This is a genomic window from Cobetia sp. BMC6, from assembly GCF_029991385.1.
GTDB lineage: Bacteria > Pseudomonadota > Gammaproteobacteria > Pseudomonadales > Halomonadaceae > Cobetia.
This window is the reverse complement of sequence record NZ_JAKUMF010000001.1, coordinates 841,185-857,986: the sequence shown is the minus strand read 5'-3', so window position 1 is coordinate 857,986 and position 16,802 is coordinate 841,185. Positions and strand designations below refer to the sequence as shown.

The 16,802-nt window shown below is 63.7% G+C and carries 12 protein-coding genes; 7 read left to right on the top strand and 5 right to left on the bottom strand.

All coding sequences use genetic code 11. The features are described from left to right. Position 1 precedes the first annotated feature (1 nt). From MKZ40_RS03695 to MKZ40_RS03685, 3 genes are all read right to left on the bottom strand, one after another. On the bottom strand, positions 2-1,297 hold the full coding sequence (locus MKZ40_RS03695) for a sugar transferase (RefSeq protein WP_052384635.1): 1,296 nt from the start codon (positions 1,295-1,297) through the stop codon (positions 2-4). Positions 1,298-1,495: 198 nt separating this feature from the next. Continuing rightward, complete coding sequence (locus MKZ40_RS03690; protein ID WP_175089468.1) at positions 1,496-3,859, bottom strand: GNVR domain-containing protein; 2,364 nt, start codon at positions 3,857-3,859, stop codon at positions 1,496-1,498. Between the two features lie 73 nt (positions 3,860-3,932). Further along, the gene (locus MKZ40_RS03685; RefSeq protein ID WP_175089466.1) at positions 3,933-5,129 is read right to left on the bottom strand and encodes a polysaccharide export protein; all 1,197 of its coding nucleotides are present in this window, start codon (positions 5,127-5,129) and stop codon (positions 3,933-3,935) included. A gap of 1,435 nt (positions 5,130-6,564) precedes the next feature. Here MKZ40_RS03685 and MKZ40_RS03680 point away from each other — a divergent pair. The 5 genes from MKZ40_RS03680 to MKZ40_RS03660 all read left to right on the top strand — a co-directional run bounded on the left by MKZ40_RS03680 (position 6,565) and on the right by MKZ40_RS03660 (position 11,636). Continuing rightward, positions 6,565-6,960 carry a hypothetical protein gene (locus tag MKZ40_RS03680; protein WP_175089465.1) on the top strand — a complete coding sequence of 132 codons (396 nt, stop codon included), beginning with the start codon at positions 6,565-6,567 and terminating at the stop codon, positions 6,958-6,960. Further along, positions 6,960-7,748, top strand: coding sequence for a YjbF family lipoprotein (locus tag MKZ40_RS03675; RefSeq protein WP_175089463.1), 789 nt, complete (start codon positions 6,960-6,962; stop codon positions 7,746-7,748). Before MKZ40_RS03680 ends, MKZ40_RS03675 begins: the two co-directional genes overlap by 1 nt. After that, a complete protein-coding gene (locus tag MKZ40_RS03670; protein ID WP_175089462.1) occupies positions 7,742-8,653 on the top strand; it encodes a hypothetical protein in 912 nt (303 codons plus the stop codon). Before MKZ40_RS03675 ends, MKZ40_RS03670 begins: the two co-directional genes overlap by 7 nt. Before the next feature lie 99 nt (positions 8,654-8,752). Beyond that, positions 8,753-11,227, top strand: coding sequence for a YjbH domain-containing protein (locus tag MKZ40_RS03665; protein ID WP_175089460.1), 2,475 nt, complete (start codon positions 8,753-8,755; stop codon positions 11,225-11,227). Positions 11,228-11,306: 79 nt separating this feature from the next. Then, on the top strand, positions 11,307-11,636 hold the full coding sequence (locus tag MKZ40_RS03660; RefSeq protein ID WP_175089458.1) for a YkgJ family cysteine cluster protein: 330 nt from the start codon (positions 11,307-11,309) through the stop codon (positions 11,634-11,636). A gap of 59 nt (positions 11,637-11,695) precedes the next feature. On the opposite strand, the gene MKZ40_RS03655 is transcribed toward MKZ40_RS03660, so the two are convergent. Then, on the bottom strand, positions 11,696-13,291 hold the full coding sequence (locus tag MKZ40_RS03655; RefSeq protein ID WP_175089572.1) for an acetyl-CoA hydrolase/transferase family protein: 1,596 nt from the start codon (positions 13,289-13,291) through the stop codon (positions 11,696-11,698). Positions 13,292-13,792: 501 nt separating this feature from the next. Next, entirely contained in the window at positions 13,793-14,734 is a 942-nt protein-coding gene (locus tag MKZ40_RS03650; RefSeq protein ID WP_043334148.1) for a LysR family transcriptional regulator, read from the bottom strand. 307 nt (positions 14,735-15,041) lie between these two features. On the opposite strand from MKZ40_RS03650, the gene MKZ40_RS03645 reads away from it, so the two are divergent. Together MKZ40_RS03645 and ppnN are read left to right on the top strand one after the other, a co-directional pair. Beyond that, complete coding sequence (locus tag MKZ40_RS03645) at positions 15,042-15,341, top strand: hypothetical protein (RefSeq protein ID WP_175089456.1); 300 nt, start codon at positions 15,042-15,044, stop codon at positions 15,339-15,341. Between the two features lie 16 nt (positions 15,342-15,357). Beyond that, positions 15,358-16,770: a nucleotide 5'-monophosphate nucleosidase PpnN gene (gene ppnN, locus MKZ40_RS03640; RefSeq protein WP_282627783.1), complete on the top strand. Its 1,413-nt coding sequence runs from the start codon at positions 15,358-15,360 to the stop codon at positions 16,768-16,770. Positions 16,771-16,802 lie beyond the last annotated feature (32 nt).

Sequence of the window (16,802 nt, the reverse complement as noted above, 5' to 3'; positions counted from 1 at the left end):
CTCAGCGTGCCCCGAAGCCGGTCAGCATGGTCTTGATGGTACGGCCGACGATCAGCAGGTCGAGCCACACGGAGAAGCGCTTGATGTAGTAGAAGTCGTGCTCGAGCTTCTCGCGGGTCTCGTCGGCGTCAGAGGCATAGCCCTGGGTGACCTGCGCCCAGCCGGTGATGCCCGGACGCACCACGTGACGGTAGTTGTAGAACGGAATCTGTTCGGCGAATTCATTCACGAACTTGACCTGCTCCGGGCGCGGGCCGATCAGGCTCATCTCGCCCTTGAGCACGTTGATGAACTGCGGCAGCTCATCGATGCGGGTCTTGCGGATCACGCGACCGATGCGGGTCACGCGCATGTCATTGGCCTGGGCGAACTGGGCACCGGTCTTCTCGCTGTCGTGGCACATGCTGCGGAACTTGAACATGCGATACGGACGACCGCCCTGGCCGACACGCTCCTGGACGAAGAACACGCCGCCCGGCGAATCGAGGCGGATCAACACGGCGGTCACCAGGCAGATCGGCAGCACGAAGGGCGCCACGGCGAGCACGGCCAGCATGTCGAACAGACGCTTGAACAGCTCATATTCGCTGTTGGGAGCCAGCTGGCCGAAGCTGTTCTCACGCACCTGATCAAGCTCGACACGACCAGTCAGCGACTCGCGGACTTCGCTGGCGTCATAGACCGGGATGCGATGCAGCACGCAGTTGGCCAGGAAACGCTGCCATTCTGCCGGCATGTCGGCTTCCAGGTCGGCGACCACACCGTTGTAGCGCTCTTCGCCCAGGTCCGGCGCGCGCATCAGGTTCCAGCGTGCCCCACGGGTAGTGAACAGGCTGCGATAGTCACCGAAGGGCACCACGGCCAGCTTGCGGATGCGGGTGCGCTGCTCGGCCCAGAAGCCGATGGAGCAGATCAGCATCGCCGCCAGCCATGAGCTGCCGAGCACGATGCGGCTGAAGCGCAGATCCAGCGCGATCAACACGCTCATCGCCAGCAGATAGCTGATGGTGATGGCCGGCAGCACGTAGGCGAAGGCCTTGGCGCCGGGGTAGCGCGACATGTGACGAATCGCCTGCAATGCGAGCAGGAAGCCGCCGCTGGCGGCGATGACACTGTGCATGCGCATCTCGCTGACCCACGGGCGCAGGCCATTGATCAGCAGCAGCGGGACACCCACTGCCAGAATCAGACCGACGATGGCCTGACACAGCGAGTTGAACATCAGTCGCTCGTACATGCGGGAGTGGCGCTGACGCCCTTCCAGCCCGGAGCTTGCATGGTTCGTCGTGGTATTCATATGCCGTTACCCCCTTGGCTTGCGTTCGTGTTGTGGTTCCGTTCATCACGCTCGGAGCCGCTGGTGCCGTCGCTCGACGGCGTGCTACCCGATGCTTCACCCGTACCGCCTCGGCTCTCGCCTCGACTGCCGATCCCCACTGCCAACGAGGCACGCAGTCTCAGACATCGGGTTCGCGGGCTCTAATGCAAGTGGCCGCTAACCCTTGGCGCCACCCTGGTACTGATAATCGTGATAGCTGTAGCCGTAGCTGTAGGTCGTGGTGGCCTTGCGCTCGACGGCATTGAGAATCGCGCCATCGACATGCACGCCACTGGAGGCGAAGCGCTCCAGCGCCGCTTCGATTTCCTTGGGCGAGTTATGCATGAAGCGCGTCACCATCACGCTGACACCGCACTGCTTGCCGACGATGGCGGCATCGGTAACCGCCAGGATCGGCGGCGTATCGATGATGACCATGTCGAAGTTCACGCTGGCCCAGTCGAGGAAATCGCTGAAGCGTGACTGCAGCAGCAGCTCCGACGGGTTGGAGGGAGTGGTACCGCGCGCCACGTAGCACAGGTTGCTCGGCACACCGTTGGTGGCCGCCCCTTCGCCAAGCGCCACGGCAGCGGCCTCGGACATCGCCAGACTCGGATCAGTGATGCCACGCACGATGCTGTCGCGGTCGGCCTTGCCGAGCAGGAAGTCGCTCAGGCCCGGCGCGGCGTCGCTGGGCGAGACGCCCGCCATGCTCTGGTGGACATGGCCACGGCGCATGTCGGCATCGATGACCAGCACCCGGTTGCCGGCCTGGGCACAGACGGCGGCCAGGTTGGCGGACACGAAGCTCTTGCCGATGCCCGGGCTCGGGCCACAGATCATCAGGCGATTGTCGGGGGCCTCCATCATCGCGAAGTGCAGGCTGGTGCGCAGACCGCGCAGACCCTCGATGGAGAGATCCGCCGGGTTGCGGATCGCCAGCAGCCCCGGCGCGACGTTGTCATTGGCCGCTGCGGCGACACCACGACCGGTGAAGCGCTTGAAGCCACGCGCCAGACGACGGTTGAGGCGTGCCTGCTCCTCGGAGAGCGGCAGGGTCGCGTGGACATTGAGCCCCAGGTCGGAAAGCTCCGACGGCGTCTCGATACCGCGATGCAGCATGGAGCGCAGCAGCACGAAGACCACCCCGAGCATGCCGCCCAACAGGGTCGCGATCACCACGATCATCGCCTTGCGCGGGCTGATCGGATGCGGCTGCGCAACGGCCTCGTCCAGAATGCGGATATTGCCGATGGTGCTGGCCTGGGCGATGTTCATTTCCTGGGTCTTGTTGAGCAGCTGCACGTAGATCTGCTGATTGACCTCGACCTCACGCTCCAGACGCAGGATTTCCTGCTGGGTGTCCGGCAGATCACCGACCTGCTTCTCCAGCTCCTTGCGGGTCTGCTGCAGGTCCGCACGCTTCTTGCGCAGTGCCACGTAGTTGGGGTGACTGGGGTTGAACTTGCCGGACAGCTCCGCTTCTTCCAGCTGGGTCTCGTTGATCTGGTTGTCGATATTGACCAGTTGCTCGAGCACCGACTTGGTCTCGAGATCCAGATTCACGCTATCGCTCTTGCCGCGATAGGCATTCAGACGGTTCTCGGCCACTTCGAGACGCTCACGCACCGTCGGCACCTGCTTCTTGAGAAACTCGAGCGACTTCTCGGCTTCGGCGGACTGACGTTCGATGTTCTGCTGCTGGTAGGTATCGGTGATGCGCTGCAGGGTCTGCTGGGTGCGCAGCGGGTCTTCGCCGACCAGCGCCAGACCCAGCACCCCGGTTTCCTTGCCCATCTCGGCCACCGCGAAGCGCGAACGCAGCGCATTGGTCGCTTCCAGGGTCGACTGATGCATCAGCGTGAATTCAGCGCCCCTGGCCGCGTCCAGTGCGCTGACCTTGAGCGCCACCTCGCCCAGCGGGCCATCGAAACGTGAGGTGTCGCCGACCACACCGGTGCCCAGCGCATCGCCGTCGTACTGCAATTCGTACTCACCGCCCTCTCCCAGCGACACCAGTGTCAGCGGCACGTCGTCCCAGGCCGCCGGCACTTCGAGGCTTGCCACGTCGATCGACTCGCCGGCCCAGACCATGCTGGACCCGGCAAGCCAGCTCGGACGCGTGAATTCGTGGGTACGCAGGAAGGTGCCGATCAGCGGGTACTGATACGGCTTGACCACCAGATCCAGCTGTTCCTTCTTGACCGTCTCGCCCAGCACCAGGCGTGAGGTGATGATCTGGATCTCGGATTCGGACGGCGGCGCCTCGCCACGCAGCAGGCTGGAGACATCACGCAGCGGGTTCATGTTGCCGCCGCCCTCCTCGACCTGCACCAGCGCATCGGCCTTGTAGATCGGCGTGGCCAGCAGCGCGTAGAGCACCGCCAGCACGGTGAAGGTGCCGGTGATCAGCGCCAGCGTCAGACGGCTGTCATACAGCTGGCCCAGCATGCGGCCGAGATCGAGACTGGTGCGCGCGGGCACGCTTGACGACTCGCTGGCCGAGGCCTGACGCGTGGTGTGGGAATTGCGGTTCGACATCGTTGGGTCACTCTCCTGGTGTCCTGCTCGGCCACGGCGGTGCCGGGCAGGGACGCCTTGACGACCCCTCGCCTTACTGGCCGAGGGTATCGAGGTTGTCCTGGATTTCGGTGCTGTAGTAGATGGAGCTCACCGTCGGCAGCAGCTGGGTAATCACACGGTTCCAGCGCGAGACCGGTGCAGCGGTGACATAGACGACGTCCTGCGGCTTGAGGCCGAAGTCCGCCCCCAGAATCAGCGCCGTGGAATTGCGTGCATCCAGCTGATAGACGGTGGCCAGCTTCTCGGGGTCTTCACGATCACGACGGATGACGAAGATGCCCGATGCATCGGCGGAGTTTTCCTTGATGCCGCCGGCACGCGCGATGGCATCGGTCAGCGAGATAGGGCTTCTGCCCAGCGGCAGGCTGATGGACTTGTCCACCTCGCCCATCACGAACACCTTCTGGGTACCGACGTCCGGCACGTAGAGGGTGTCGCCATCCTTGAGCAGGCGATCATCGCCCGCCTCGTCATTGGCATTGCGCTCGGCCAGCAGCTCATAAAGGGAGATGGTGGTCTCTTCGCCATTGCGCTTGAGCACCACGTTGTGCCAATCGGCGTCTTCGGACAGACCGCCCGCCGCCGCGATGGCGTCCAGCAGGCTCAACGGCACATCGCTGATCGGTTGCACGCCGGGCGACTGGACCTCGCCAGTGACCCGCACCTTCTGACTGCGGAAGGCGGCGACCTTGACGTCGATCTGCGGCGCATTGAGGTAGGGCTGCAGCTTCTCGCCGAGATCTCGGCGAATCTGGTCCAGCGTCATGCCACTGACCTTGACGCGGCCGACATAGGGATAGAACAGCGTGCCATCGGCATGCACGACGTTGCCGGCTTCCTGCGCACTGCGCTCGGAACCCGTCGGCAAGGTCAGCTCGGGATGGTCATAGACGATGATGGTCAGGATGTCGCCGGGGCCGACACGGTACTGATAGTCCGGTGCCAGACTGGCGCGCGTGCTGCTGTTGAGCTCCTGGGTCAGCGCCTTTTCAAGCTCACGACGCTGCCTGTCATCGCCACTGGACTGGCGCGATTCGGCGTCTGCGCGCGCCTGGGCCTTGATCAGGCCAAAGGTGATCGGTTCCACATCGACGATGTCGTCCACCGGCGCAGCGCTGGTGTCGTAGTCGATGTTGCCACCGGGGGCGAAGACGCACCCGGCGAGCCCGGTGAGGGCGCCGATGCTCAAGCTGGCGCCCAGAAGTCGTGCTATCAGTGCATTTTTCATCTGAAGTCCGTTGAGTCGACAGGCCCGATGACCCGGCACCCCAGTGCCATGATCATCGCGCCTTCCCCCGCCGCACATGGCCGCCGGGATGGATTCGATAACGTCTTCAGTTCCTGCTGCGTCATGCGTGTCGCCGGCCTTGCCTGGCTGTCACGCGGCTGCCGAGGGTTGGCCCTCGTGCATTGGGTACCGGACCCTGGCGGTCTCGGCGTCTTGCGACTGGCGACTGGCTGCTGCGACCTCATTCACGCTGCGCCAGTGTGATCCGCAACGCTTACAGCGATATTTCCGCCATATGAATCATGCACATGGCTTGTCATGTCCCGCCGTCACCCCCAGTCAGAATGTAGGCACATGGTTCAAGATTTACGAAGCAAGACCCTGAACCGCAACCAACGATACTCAGCAAGCGTGTGCATTCAATGCACTTTCCACTTGCAACTCTGACACCATTCTCTGCATGGCGGCCTTCATGCCCCTCTTGCTGGCATTTGGGCAATATCTTCAGCGCCATTGCAGAGCAAACTTTCTGTAGTTTTTTTACCGAAATACGGTACACCTCTTTCGACTACAGCCCACGACCCATGGAGCTGCCAGAGGATCTGCCGATGAATCAGTAACACCAATACAGCGGCATCGCCCTGCATTGGATCACGCCATTCGTGGCGTTCTTGGCAAGGTGACCAAACCCTGTCTGCCGTGCATTTTACCTGATACACGCCTCCCGCCAATCAGCACCCTGTTACAAAAATCCAATAAAAACATTGGTTTGTAGCGCCACAAGTACGCTCGATGTCGCCACTTCCACGAAAGACGCGTTGCCGATGACAGACACCTCAAACTCCGTTTCGTCGGCAATGCGACACACTCAAGCACAGGATTCCAGTCGCCACGCGGACCCCGTCTGGCGCAGCGCTCGATGGATCATCGACAGCCACGTCGCCAATCATCCACACCCCAATTACTCTTTTTTACATAAATAATCCTCAAGCCATCAACGCGAATAATACGCAAGGCTTCGCGCTAGACAGTTCACATATTCTCGTTAACATGAGCCTCGCTTTGCCGTGACTCATTGGCCTTGTCTCTGTGCGGAGAAGGACTTCTTGCATCAACCGCTCTGCGGCTGACACCTGACAGGACTGTCAGGCGCAGACAACAAGGCGCAACGATGAATTTCGGCAAGCGCATGACCAGGGAATACGGTCATGACAGGAACACCTCAGGACGAGGTCGCGCCACGGAGGATGCCAGGGATGGTGTCAGGGACGGCGCTCTTCTCCTCTATCGATATCTTCAGCAGCAGGTTGGATGATCGCCAGCATCTGCTGGCAGCCTCGACGCCGATGTCTCAGTCCTTGAGTCATTACATCGTGGTCTGATATCCCTTCCTGGTCGGCTGACCGCCGGCAATGCTCATCAAGGAGAGTTATCCATGCGCAAGACACATCTCGGAGCCATCATCGGCCTGACAGGTGCCCTGCTTCTCGCTGGCAATGCCATCGCGGAAGAAGAAGCGCCTCAGGGTGCGACCGGTACGACTGGGACTACCGGCACCACCGGCACGACTGGCACCACCGGAACGACTGGTACGACTGGTACGACTGGTACGACCGGGACTACCGGCACGACCGGGACGACAGGCTCTGTACCGACAGGTAGCGCAGCTGGCACCGGCACTGCCAGCCAGAATGCCACCGGCAGCGTGACGCCGAGCGCCAGCAGCGGCAGCGTCGCTGCAGGTGCCGCCACCGGCACCGTCGGCGGCGGCACCGGCACGAGCGGTACCACCGGGACAACCGGCACCACTGGTTCAACCGGGACTCGCTGATGAAGACGGCACGTGCGACGCAACGCTTCACGTTCTCAAGCCCTGCGCAGGGCACGGCGGCTACCTCGGTGGTCTCCCGTGCTCTGCGCAACAGGTCGTTGGCGGCCTTCGGCACCCTCGCGTGTCTGGTGTCGCTTTCCGGGTGTGCCCAGATCGTCGCGAGTTCGCTCGGTGACGTGATGGGCAAGGACGAGTTTGACGCCACACGTGCCAGCGAGCTGCCCTATGCCTCTCTCAAGCTTGAGCATGCCAACAGCACCGCGCTGGTGGTTCTCGCGACGCTTGAAGGCAATGGGCGCATCGCGCGTTTCGAGAGCCGCGACCGCGGCATCGTCGAATTGCGCGATGGCGTCCTGTCCGCCACTTCAGGCTTTGCGCGTGATGTGGCGGACAGGCGTGAGCAAAGTACTACCGGGCACGCTCTGGCGCGTCCGGCCTGGTTGATGGCCAGTGGCACGACCTATCAGGTCAGTGTCAGTGCGCTGTCCCCCTACCCGCGTCGCCTGGTGCGTCAGGATGCCGCCTCCACCGGCAGCCAGCGCCAGGATGACGTCGCCGTGATGCAGGTACACGAGGCCACGGCGCGACTCGAATGCGAGGCCGCCGCCCCCTATTCGCTGCCGCTGGCAGAACTGCCGCTGCAGCACTGCCGCGAGATTCTGAGCTGGGACGATGGCAGCACCACGCGCAATGACCTGTGGCGTGACGAGAATCGCGTCTGGGCGGCCGACATGACGGCCTGGCCCGATGGCCCGCGGTTCGGTTGGGAGGTCGCCAAGGCATGGTGACCCCCGTCTTCTCATCGCTGGCCCGTCTGCCATCACTGGCCCGTCTGAACAGTGCCGCCCGCCTGCTGCCCCTCGGGCTGAGCGCACTGCTGGCCGCGCCCCTGTCGAGCGCTGCTGACACCCCGCTGCCGTTCAGTGCCGCGAGCACGCCGCTGGCCAGTCAGGTGCTGCAGGCGCAATGGAATAGCCTCGCGCCATCCAAAGCGCTGGATTGGCGCTATAGCTTCGTCAGCACGCCGCTGATTCGCCAGCAGATGGCCGCACGGGCCAACCGCGTCAGCGCCGAGCTCGAACTGATCGCGGCGCGCTACGCCGTCGGCGCGAAGGAAGACAGCCTTCAGGCGCGTTACGCCGAGGCATTGCAGGCCTGGCAGGCCTATGTCGAGCAGGGCCGCGCGTCAGGCACCCACTCGCCAGATACTGACGCCGTGGTGGCACGCCTGCCCGGTCAGCTCGACCCGCGCCGCGACATGCACGACGGCCCGCAGGCGATCCGCATCGCCCCGGGCATGGTGGTCGGTGCCTGTCAGGCGCCGCGCAGCGTGGTAATTCTGGACGCCACCGGCGTTCATGAGCGCAAGTGGACGCCGAATCTCAGTCTGGATGCGCTGATCGACGAGCGCGCCGCTGCCGGCGGCATCGGGCCAGCCGTCGAGGTCAGCCTGGTGACGCCGCAGGGCCAGGTGCTGACCCGCCCGGTGGCGAGCTGGAATCGTCTGACCAGCGGCGACGCCGACCTGCCCGTCGCCCCCGGCGCCAGCGTGGTGATCAGTACGCCGGGCATCGATACCGCGCAGCAGTGGGTGAACGAGGCGCTACCGGCCTGGCTTGCCAGCCGTCTCCCCGGCGATGCCTGCCAGAGCTGGCAGCTGGACGCCGCGAAGCTTTCGACGCCCCCGCGCTAGCCGGCGGGGCTGCCCCGGCGCAGCACACTGCACCTGACCGCGAACCCAATCCCTTATTCACGTACGTGAGCCCCTGGCTTGCGTGCATGCGAGACGCCCATGTCGAGTCCTTTTCGCCCTGCCAATCACGTTACGCACTCAAGCCCCGAGCAGCGCCCTGCCCTGGCACGCAATGGCTGGCTGGCACTCGGCATGGCGGGCGGATTGCTGGGTGCGCAGATCGCCCATGCAGCGACCGGCGAATCCCAGAGCGACTTCGGTGGCGTGGGCCTGATGCAGACGCCCACGGCGCGTTTTGCGCCCCAGGGCGAATTGAGCTTCACCTACAGCCGCACCCAGCCCTACAAGCGTTTCAGCGTCAACGCCGCGCCCTTCGACTGGATGGAGCTGGGCTTTCGCTATGTCTCGGTGGAAACCGTCAGCTACGGCGCGGCCGCCCCGGACCGCGACTACCTGGATAAATCCTTCGACACCAAGTTCCGTCTGATGGAAGAAGGCCGCTATCAGCCCGAAGTCGCGGTGGGCCTGCGAGATCTCGGCGGTACGGGCCTGTTCAGCTCCGAGTATCTGGTCGCCAGCAAGCGCTACGGCGACCTCGACTTCAGTCTGGGCCTCGGCTGGGGCTATCTGGGCACGCGCGGCGACTTCAGCAATCCACTGGCAATAGTGAGAAGCAGTCTCGAGACGCGCAGCGACTCGACCAGCGATGACGGCGGCGACTTCCAGCTCGGCAGCATGTTCAGTGGCAGCCCGGCCGTCTTCGGCGGCATCGAATATCAGACGCCCTGGGACCCGCTGACCCTGATGCTGGAATATGAAGGCAACGACTATTCCGACGAGCCACTGACGGTGGAGATCGAACAGGATTCGCCGGTCAATCTGGGGGCGACCGTCAAGGTCAATGACAACCTGTCGCTGCATGGCGGCTGGGAGCGAGGCAACACCGCCATGCTGGGGCTGTCGCTGTCGACCAATCTGGCCGGGCTCGCCCAGGCCAAGGACGATGGCACGCCGGAGGCGGTCGCCCCCAGCACCCATAGCCGTTATCGCAACGACCAGACACCGGAAGCCTTCCGCGTGCGCTCGCTCAACGCGAACGCTTCACCAAACACCGCACCCTCCGCCCCCACCGCCAGCGCTGCCCGACCGGCAGACGTGGCGGCTGAGCCGTCAGCCCATGAAGAGCCTTCAGCGAACAGAGAGCCGTCAGCGAACAAGGATCAACAAGGCCGCCTGCTGACCCTCGACTCGTTCGGCGGCGCGCCCGCGGACACCCCACTCGAGCCCGGCACGACTGATGGCCCGCAGGCAGAAGATCTCCCGCGCCTTGCCGACGTGGACTGGGACGCGCTGGCCGATACCCTGCGTGCCCAGAGCGGCCTTGAGGTGTCACAGCTGCGGGTCGATGGCGATACCCTGATCGTCGAGGCCGAGGCGACGCGCTTCCGTGATGACCTGCAGGCCGAAGGCCGCGCCAACCGCGTGCTGCACAACCGCCTGCCCGTCGAGATCACCACCTTCCGCTATCGCCTGAGCAGCAATGGTCTGGCGCTGCGCGAAGATGAGCATCCGCGCCAGCCCTTCGTGGCCGCCGCCAATGACCGTCGCTTCGGCGCTGAATACGAGCACTCCATCACCGCCCATGCTGCCTCGCCTCAGACCATCTCGTCCGATAGCGACGATGATGCGGCACGCCAGGCGACAGGGGATGGCGTCAAGCTGGCACGCGAGCCGTTCGGCTTCAGCTGGGGCTTCTCGCCGAGCCTCAAGCAGAACTTCGGCGGCCCCGATGGCTACCTCTATCAGCTCAACCTGCAGCTGGACGCCCTGTGGCGCACCGACCGCAATGGCTGGTTCACCGGCGTGGCGACCTATCAGCTTGCCGACAACTTCGACAACTACGAGTACATCGCCGATTCCGAGTTGCCGCGCGTGCGCACCTATGTCGGGGAATACATCAAGGAAACCGACCTGGGCATTACCAGCCTGCAGTACAACCGCACCCACCAGTTCGGGCGCGACTGGTACGCCCAGGCCTACGTCGGCATTCTCGAGATGATGTATGCCGGGGTCGGTGCCGAGCTGCTCTATCGTCCGATGAACAGCTCGCTGGCGCTGGGGCTGGACATCAACCGCGTCCGCCAGCGCGAGTTCGACCAGCAATTCGGCCTGCGTGACTACTCGGTCACCACCGGTCACGCCACCGCCTACTGGCAGTCCGGCTGGCACGATGTACTGGTCAAGGGCTCGGTGGGGCGTTATCTGGCCGGCGATATCGGTGCGACGCTGGACCTGTCGCGCAGCTTCTCCAACGGGGTCAGCGTCGGCGCCTGGGCGACCCTGACCGATGCCGGCGATGACTACGGCGAGGGTAGCTTCGACAAGGGCCTCTACGTCAGCATCCCGCTGGATGCCTTCTTCACCACCTCCAGCAAGGGCAGCACCGGCTTTGCCTGGGCACCGCTGACCCGTGATGGTGGCGCACGCCTCAACCGCCGCTATCAGCTGTATGACATGACACGCGATCGTGATCCCGAGACTTACTGGGAAGGCATCGACAAGGTCTACAAGTAATCCGTGCGTGAGTGTGTTTCACTGCCGGCTGAAGCGTGCCGATGTTGGCGCCTGACTCACTGTGGCTGACCCTGACCCGATGAATATTCCGATTACCGACGTCTCGCTGGCCACCGCCGGCGCTGCGACACCTGCCAATCACGAGATCGCCTGCAGCAATTGCCAGGCCTGTTGCTGCCGTCTTGAGGTCATTCTGCTCACTGATACCGGCGTGCCGGACTACCTGATCGACGAGGATGAATGGGGCGGCGAAGTCATGCGCCGTCTCGACGATGGCTGGTGTGCCGCCGTCGACCGCGAAACGCTGATGTGCACCATCTACGACCGGCGCCCGCAGCTGTGCCGCGATTACGAGATGGGTAGCCCCGAATGCGAAGACGAGCGCCTGGAAAACGGCCTCGATCAGTAGGCCGCCTGCCAGCGCTCGTCTTCATTGTCTGCCAGTCGTGCCCGGCCTGATGTGCTGTCTCAGGCAGTGGCGTCCGGCACCGATGGGGCCGCTCCTTCAAGGCTCGGGCTTGTCTCGGGTAGCGTGCGCATGGCGCGCATATGCCCTTTCACCTCTACCTCGCGATGCCAGCTCAGCGCCTGCTCCAGACAATGCGGCGTGTGGCCGCCCCGCTGGCACGCCTCCTCGAAGTAAGCGCGCAGCGCAGGACGATAGCTCGGGTCCGAGCAGTTCTCGATCACCTGCACCGCCCGCTCGCGTGGCGCCAGACCGCGCAGGTCCGCCAGCCCATGCTCGGTGACGAGGATATCGACATCGTGCTCGGTGTGGTCCACGTGGCTGGCGAACGGCACCACGCTCGAGATATCACCGCCCTTGGCCAGTGACTTGGTGATGAACACCGACAGCTGGGCATTGCGCGCAAAATCGCCGGAACCGCCGATACCATTCATCATCCGCGTGCCGCAGACGTGGGTGGAATTGACGTTGCCGTAGATATCGAATTCCAGCGCCGTATTGACCGCGATCACGCCGAGGCGCCGCACGATGCCCGGATGATTGGAGAGCTCCTGCGGGCGCAGGATAAGGCGATCACGATAGCGCTCGAGGTCCTTCCACAGCGTGCGGCCACGCTCCTCGGTGACGGTGATGGAGGAGCCGGAGGCGAAATCGAGCTTGCCGGCATCCAGCAGGTCAAAGGTGGAATCCTGAAGCACCTCCGAGTACATGGTCAGGTGCTCGAAGGGCCCTTTCTTCAAGCCACTCATTACCGCGTTGGCCATGCTGCCGATGCCGGCCTGCAGCGGCAGCAATGCCGGTGTCAGACGCCCCAGCGCGACCTCCTGCTTGAGCAGTTCGACCAGATGACCCGCCATGCGCTCGGTGCCGTCATCCGGCGGCGTGCAGGTCGAGGGGCTGTCACTGCCGCGGGTCAGCACGATGGCCGCGATCCTGGCGGGGTCGATGGGGATATATGGCGTGCCGATGCGCGAATCCGGCGCGACCACCGGAATCGGCTGCCGGCTGGGGCGCATCTGCGGAATGTAGATGTCGTGCAACCCTTCAAGCGCCGCCGGCGACTCGAGATTGAGCTCGATGATCACCTTGTCGGCGAGAATCGCATAGCTGGCCGAGTTGCCCACCGAGGTGGTCGGCACGATGCCGCCATCGGCGGTGATGGCACTGGCCTCGATCACCGCGATATCTATGTCGCTCAGCTGGTGGTTGCGCAGAAGCTCCACCGTCTCGGACAGGTGCTGATCCATGAACATGACTTCGCCGGCGTTGATCGCGCGGCGCAGCACCGGGTCGACCTGAAACGGCATGCGCCGCGCCAGCATGTGGGCATCCGCCATCTGGCCGTCGAGGTCATTGCCCAGCGAGGCGCCGGTCATCAGCGTGATGGAGAACGGCTCGCGACGTGCCTTCTCGACCAGCGCCAGCGGCAGGGCCTTGGCCTCTCCCGCCCGCGTGAAGCCGCTCATGCCAACCGTCATGCCATCGTGAATCAATTCGGCGGCCTGGCTGGCGCTCATCTGGCGCGACTGCCAGTCAGGCCAGCGACAGCGGCGCGCGATCTCGGCGTACTGCTCCGGGGTCAGCTCGCCGACCTCCATGCGCGCCAGCAGCGAGAAGACCTCGCTTGATGCAGCTGCTGCGACAGGCGCGGCTGATGCCTCGGAAGCAGTGGAGGCTGCGGAGGCTGCGGAGGCTGCGGAGGCTGACGGAGCATGAGGCGTGACACTGGAGCGAGAACCGGATGAAGACACGACGGCAGAACCTCCTGAGGGGCAAGACACTACGAAATGAGCAAACAAGGCGCTGGCAGACGCCGACCAGACCAGACCAGACCAGACCAGACCAGACCAAGCATAGCCAAGCCTGAAATAGCCAGGGCTGTAATAAACAGGTCTGCAATAACCAGGCACTGGCTTTCAGCATCCCACGCAGTACGCCGCCCCCGCATCAGGCCTTGGTCGCAAGGCGGTGGCAGGGGCTGGAACCCGGTGGTGCACAAAGGGCGACGCAGCATGCGGCGCAGATGGCGACGGCGAGACACGAAAAAGCCCGCTCATGAAGAGCGGGCTTTCGGGAGGCGCAGATGACGACGCGAGGAATTACACCATGCTGTCGAAGTCCATGTTGTCGAAGCTTTCCGGCGCATCGGCGTAGCCGTAGAGCGTGTTGCGACGCTGCAGGCGGAATTCACCCAGCAGCTGCTCGTAGCGGCGCGGCACCTCGGCATTGTCACGCGTGACGATGTAGAGATTCTCATAGACGGCTTCGGTCAGCGGCATCTCGCGCACCTGACGCTGCCACGGCGAGGTCTCCAGCACCGTGCGCGAGACGACGGTGAAGCCCAGACCACGCGCCACGGCGTCCAGCACCATGCCAATATCGTTGGTGAAGCCCTGCTGCGGGAAGTGGCTCATGGAGCGAAATTCACCGGCGAAGTTCTCACGCAACAAGGCACTGGCATTGTTGACGCCATCGGCGTAATTCATGAAGCCCAGCGCCATCAGCTCGTTGAGACTGTTGCCGGCGAAGTCGGCGGGCACCACCAGACACAGCGGCTCCTGATGCCACAGCTCGAAGTTCAGGTCCGGATGCTTGACCGGCTCGGTGACGATGCCCAGGTCGAAACGACCCGCCAGCACGTCCTGCACGATCTCGGAATTGAAGGCGAAGCTGTAGCTGACCGTCAGCCCCGGATGCTGCTGCTGATAGCCCAGCGTGAACGGATAGAACATCAGCCCGACGCTTGAGGGACTGGCCACGCGGCATTCGCCGCTGTCCGGGGAATCATCATCCAGCGAGTGCATGAACTGGGTGTGCTCGGCGAACAGCTTGATGGAGTAGTCATAGCAGCGACGCCCCGCTGCGGTCAGCGAGAACTTGCGTCCCTGGCGATTGAGCAGCGAGCGGCCCAGATACTGCTCCAGCTTGCGAATATGCTGGCTGACGCCGGGCTGGGTCATCTCCAGCTTGCGCGCGGTATGGGTAAAACTGCCGGTCTCCACCAGTGTGATGAAGGTACGAAAATACTGGGCGTTGAACATGAAGGCACTGACCACTCACGAACGGGGGACGCGACTCGGCGCATCGTGTTGCCGGCGACGACCTGCATGACGCAACTGCCATGTCAGCACAGGGGCCACCGACCCGCAAAGCACATGATTCTACCAGAGCTGGCCGCCATGCGCAGCGCTGCGCCCCGCCACTCTCGCGTGTTAGCATCATGGACAATGCCAGCTGCCACCCTGGCTGCGTCTGCCGTGTTCAACGTCACGATGACGCGCCAGGGCCCGGCGCTTTACCCCTGTCCTGGCCAATCTTCGGACTGGCCCGAAACACGAGATGCTTTAGATGTCTGATGCTCTGGCTGCACGCGGCGAAGCCATTCACAAGGCGCTGCTCGCCATGGAAAGCGAGTGTGCCGAAAATGACCTGTTCCCGCTGGGGTACATGATTCCCCAGGTGGAACTGGTGCTGGAAAACGCCGATTACGATCCCGAGGATGTGGTTGCGGAAGACTTTGACGCCACCTTTGAAGAGTGGATGCAGCACGCCTTTGCCCAGGACAGCATGAGCGTGGACGACCGCGAGCGCATTGCTGAACTCTGGACAGAAGCCCGGAAACGCGCCCAGACCACCGTGGGCGCCTGACACAAGGAAGACAGTCATGAATTCTGTCACCAGCGAAGCGACGACCTATTCACGTGATGCCAGCTCCATGCTGGTCTCGACCATCATCTCGCCGGAAGGCAGCCTGGAAGTGCTCTCCCAGGATGAGGTCAATCGCCTGCGCGACACCTCCTCCAACGGGTTGCACGACATCCTGCGCCGCTGTGCGCTGGCCGTGCTCAATTGCGGCAGCCAGACCGATGACAGCGTTGCGGTGCTCAACGCACACAAGAATTTCGAGATCGAGGTACTGCAGCAGGACCGCGGCATTCGCCTCAAGCTCGACAATGCGCCCGGCGATGCCTTCGTCGACGGCAAGATGATCCGCGGCATTCGCGAGCATCTCTCCAGCGTGTTGCGTGACATCGTCTATGTGGCCAACGAGATCCAGAACACCCCGCGTTTCGATCTCACGACCACCGAAGGCACCACCAATGCGGTATTCCATATCCTGCGCAACGCCGGGGCGCTGAAGTCCTCGCGTGAGCCGAGTCTGGTCACCTGCTGGGGCGGGCACTCCATCAACCGCGAGGAATACGAGTACACCAAGGACGTGGGTTACCACCTCGGCCTGCGTGATCTCGACATCTGCACCGGGTGTGGCCCGGGCGCCATGAAGGGCCCGATGAAGGGGGCCAACGTCGCGCACGCCAAGCAGCGTCGCACCGAAGGGCGCTATCTGGGCATCTCGGAGCCGGGCATCATCGCCGCCGAGTCGCCCAACCCGATCGTCAATGAACTGATCATCATGCCGGATATCGAGAAGCGCCTTGAAGCCTTCGTGCGTACCGCACATGGCATCATCGTCTTCCCGGGCGGCGTGGGCACAGCCGAGGAGATTCTCTATCTGCTCGGCATTCTGCTGCACCCGGAAAACAGCGAGCTGCCGTTCCCGGTCATTTTCACCGGCCCGGCGTCCAGCGCCGAGTACTTCAAGCAGATCGACGAGTTCATCGCCTACACCCTGGGCGAGGAAGCGCGCTCGCGCTACCGCATCATCATCGACAATCCGGTCGAGGTGGCACGCACCATGCGCGGTGGCATCGACAAGGTGGCGGAATTCCGTCGCCAGCATCAGGATGCCTTCTACTACAACTGGCGCCTGCACATCGCGCCGCACTTCCAGCAGCCCTTCGCGCCGACCCACGCCAACATGTCGGGCCTGGCGCTGCACCGCAACCAGCCGGTGCACGAACTGGCGGCCAACCTGCGTCGTGCCTTCTCGGGCATCGTCGCCGGCAACGTCAAGAAGGAAGGCATCGAGGAGATCGAGCGCGACGGCCCCTTCCGCCTGACCGCCGAGGCCGAGCTGATGGAGCGTCTCGACGCCCTGCTCACCTCCTTCGTCGCCCAGGGCCGCATGAAGCTGCCGGGCAGCGATTACGTGCCCTGCTACACCCTGTGCAAGTAAGTGGCCCGGTGTTGACACGCTGAGGCGTGTCG

Coding starts and splice junctions, on each gene's coding strand:
- MKZ40_RS03695 (WP_052384635.1), bottom strand. CDS start 1,297: ATGAATACCACGACGAACCATGCAAGCTCCGGGCTGGAAGGGCGTCAG.
- MKZ40_RS03690 (WP_175089468.1), bottom strand. CDS start 3,859: ATGTCGAACCGCAATTCCCACACCACGCGTCAGGCCTCGGCCAGCGAG.
- MKZ40_RS03685 (WP_175089466.1), bottom strand. CDS start 5,129: ATGAAAAATGCACTGATAGCACGACTTCTGGGCGCCAGCTTGAGCATC.
- MKZ40_RS03680 (WP_175089465.1), top strand. CDS start 6,565: ATGCGCAAGACACATCTCGGAGCCATCATCGGCCTGACAGGTGCCCTG.
- MKZ40_RS03675 (WP_175089463.1), top strand. CDS start 6,960: ATGAAGACGGCACGTGCGACGCAACGCTTCACGTTCTCAAGCCCTGCG.
- MKZ40_RS03670 (WP_175089462.1), top strand. CDS start 7,742: ATGGTGACCCCCGTCTTCTCATCGCTGGCCCGTCTGCCATCACTGGCC.
- MKZ40_RS03665 (WP_175089460.1), top strand. CDS start 8,753: ATGTCGAGTCCTTTTCGCCCTGCCAATCACGTTACGCACTCAAGCCCC.
- MKZ40_RS03660 (WP_175089458.1), top strand. CDS start 11,307: ATGAATATTCCGATTACCGACGTCTCGCTGGCCACCGCCGGCGCTGCG.
- MKZ40_RS03655 (WP_175089572.1), bottom strand. CDS start 13,291: ATGGAGGTCGGCGAGCTGACCCCGGAGCAGTACGCCGAGATCGCGCGC.
- MKZ40_RS03650 (WP_043334148.1), bottom strand. CDS start 14,734: ATGTTCAACGCCCAGTATTTTCGTACCTTCATCACACTGGTGGAGACC.
- MKZ40_RS03645 (WP_175089456.1), top strand. CDS start 15,042: ATGTCTGATGCTCTGGCTGCACGCGGCGAAGCCATTCACAAGGCGCTG.
- ppnN (WP_282627783.1), top strand. CDS start 15,358: ATGAATTCTGTCACCAGCGAAGCGACGACCTATTCACGTGATGCCAGC.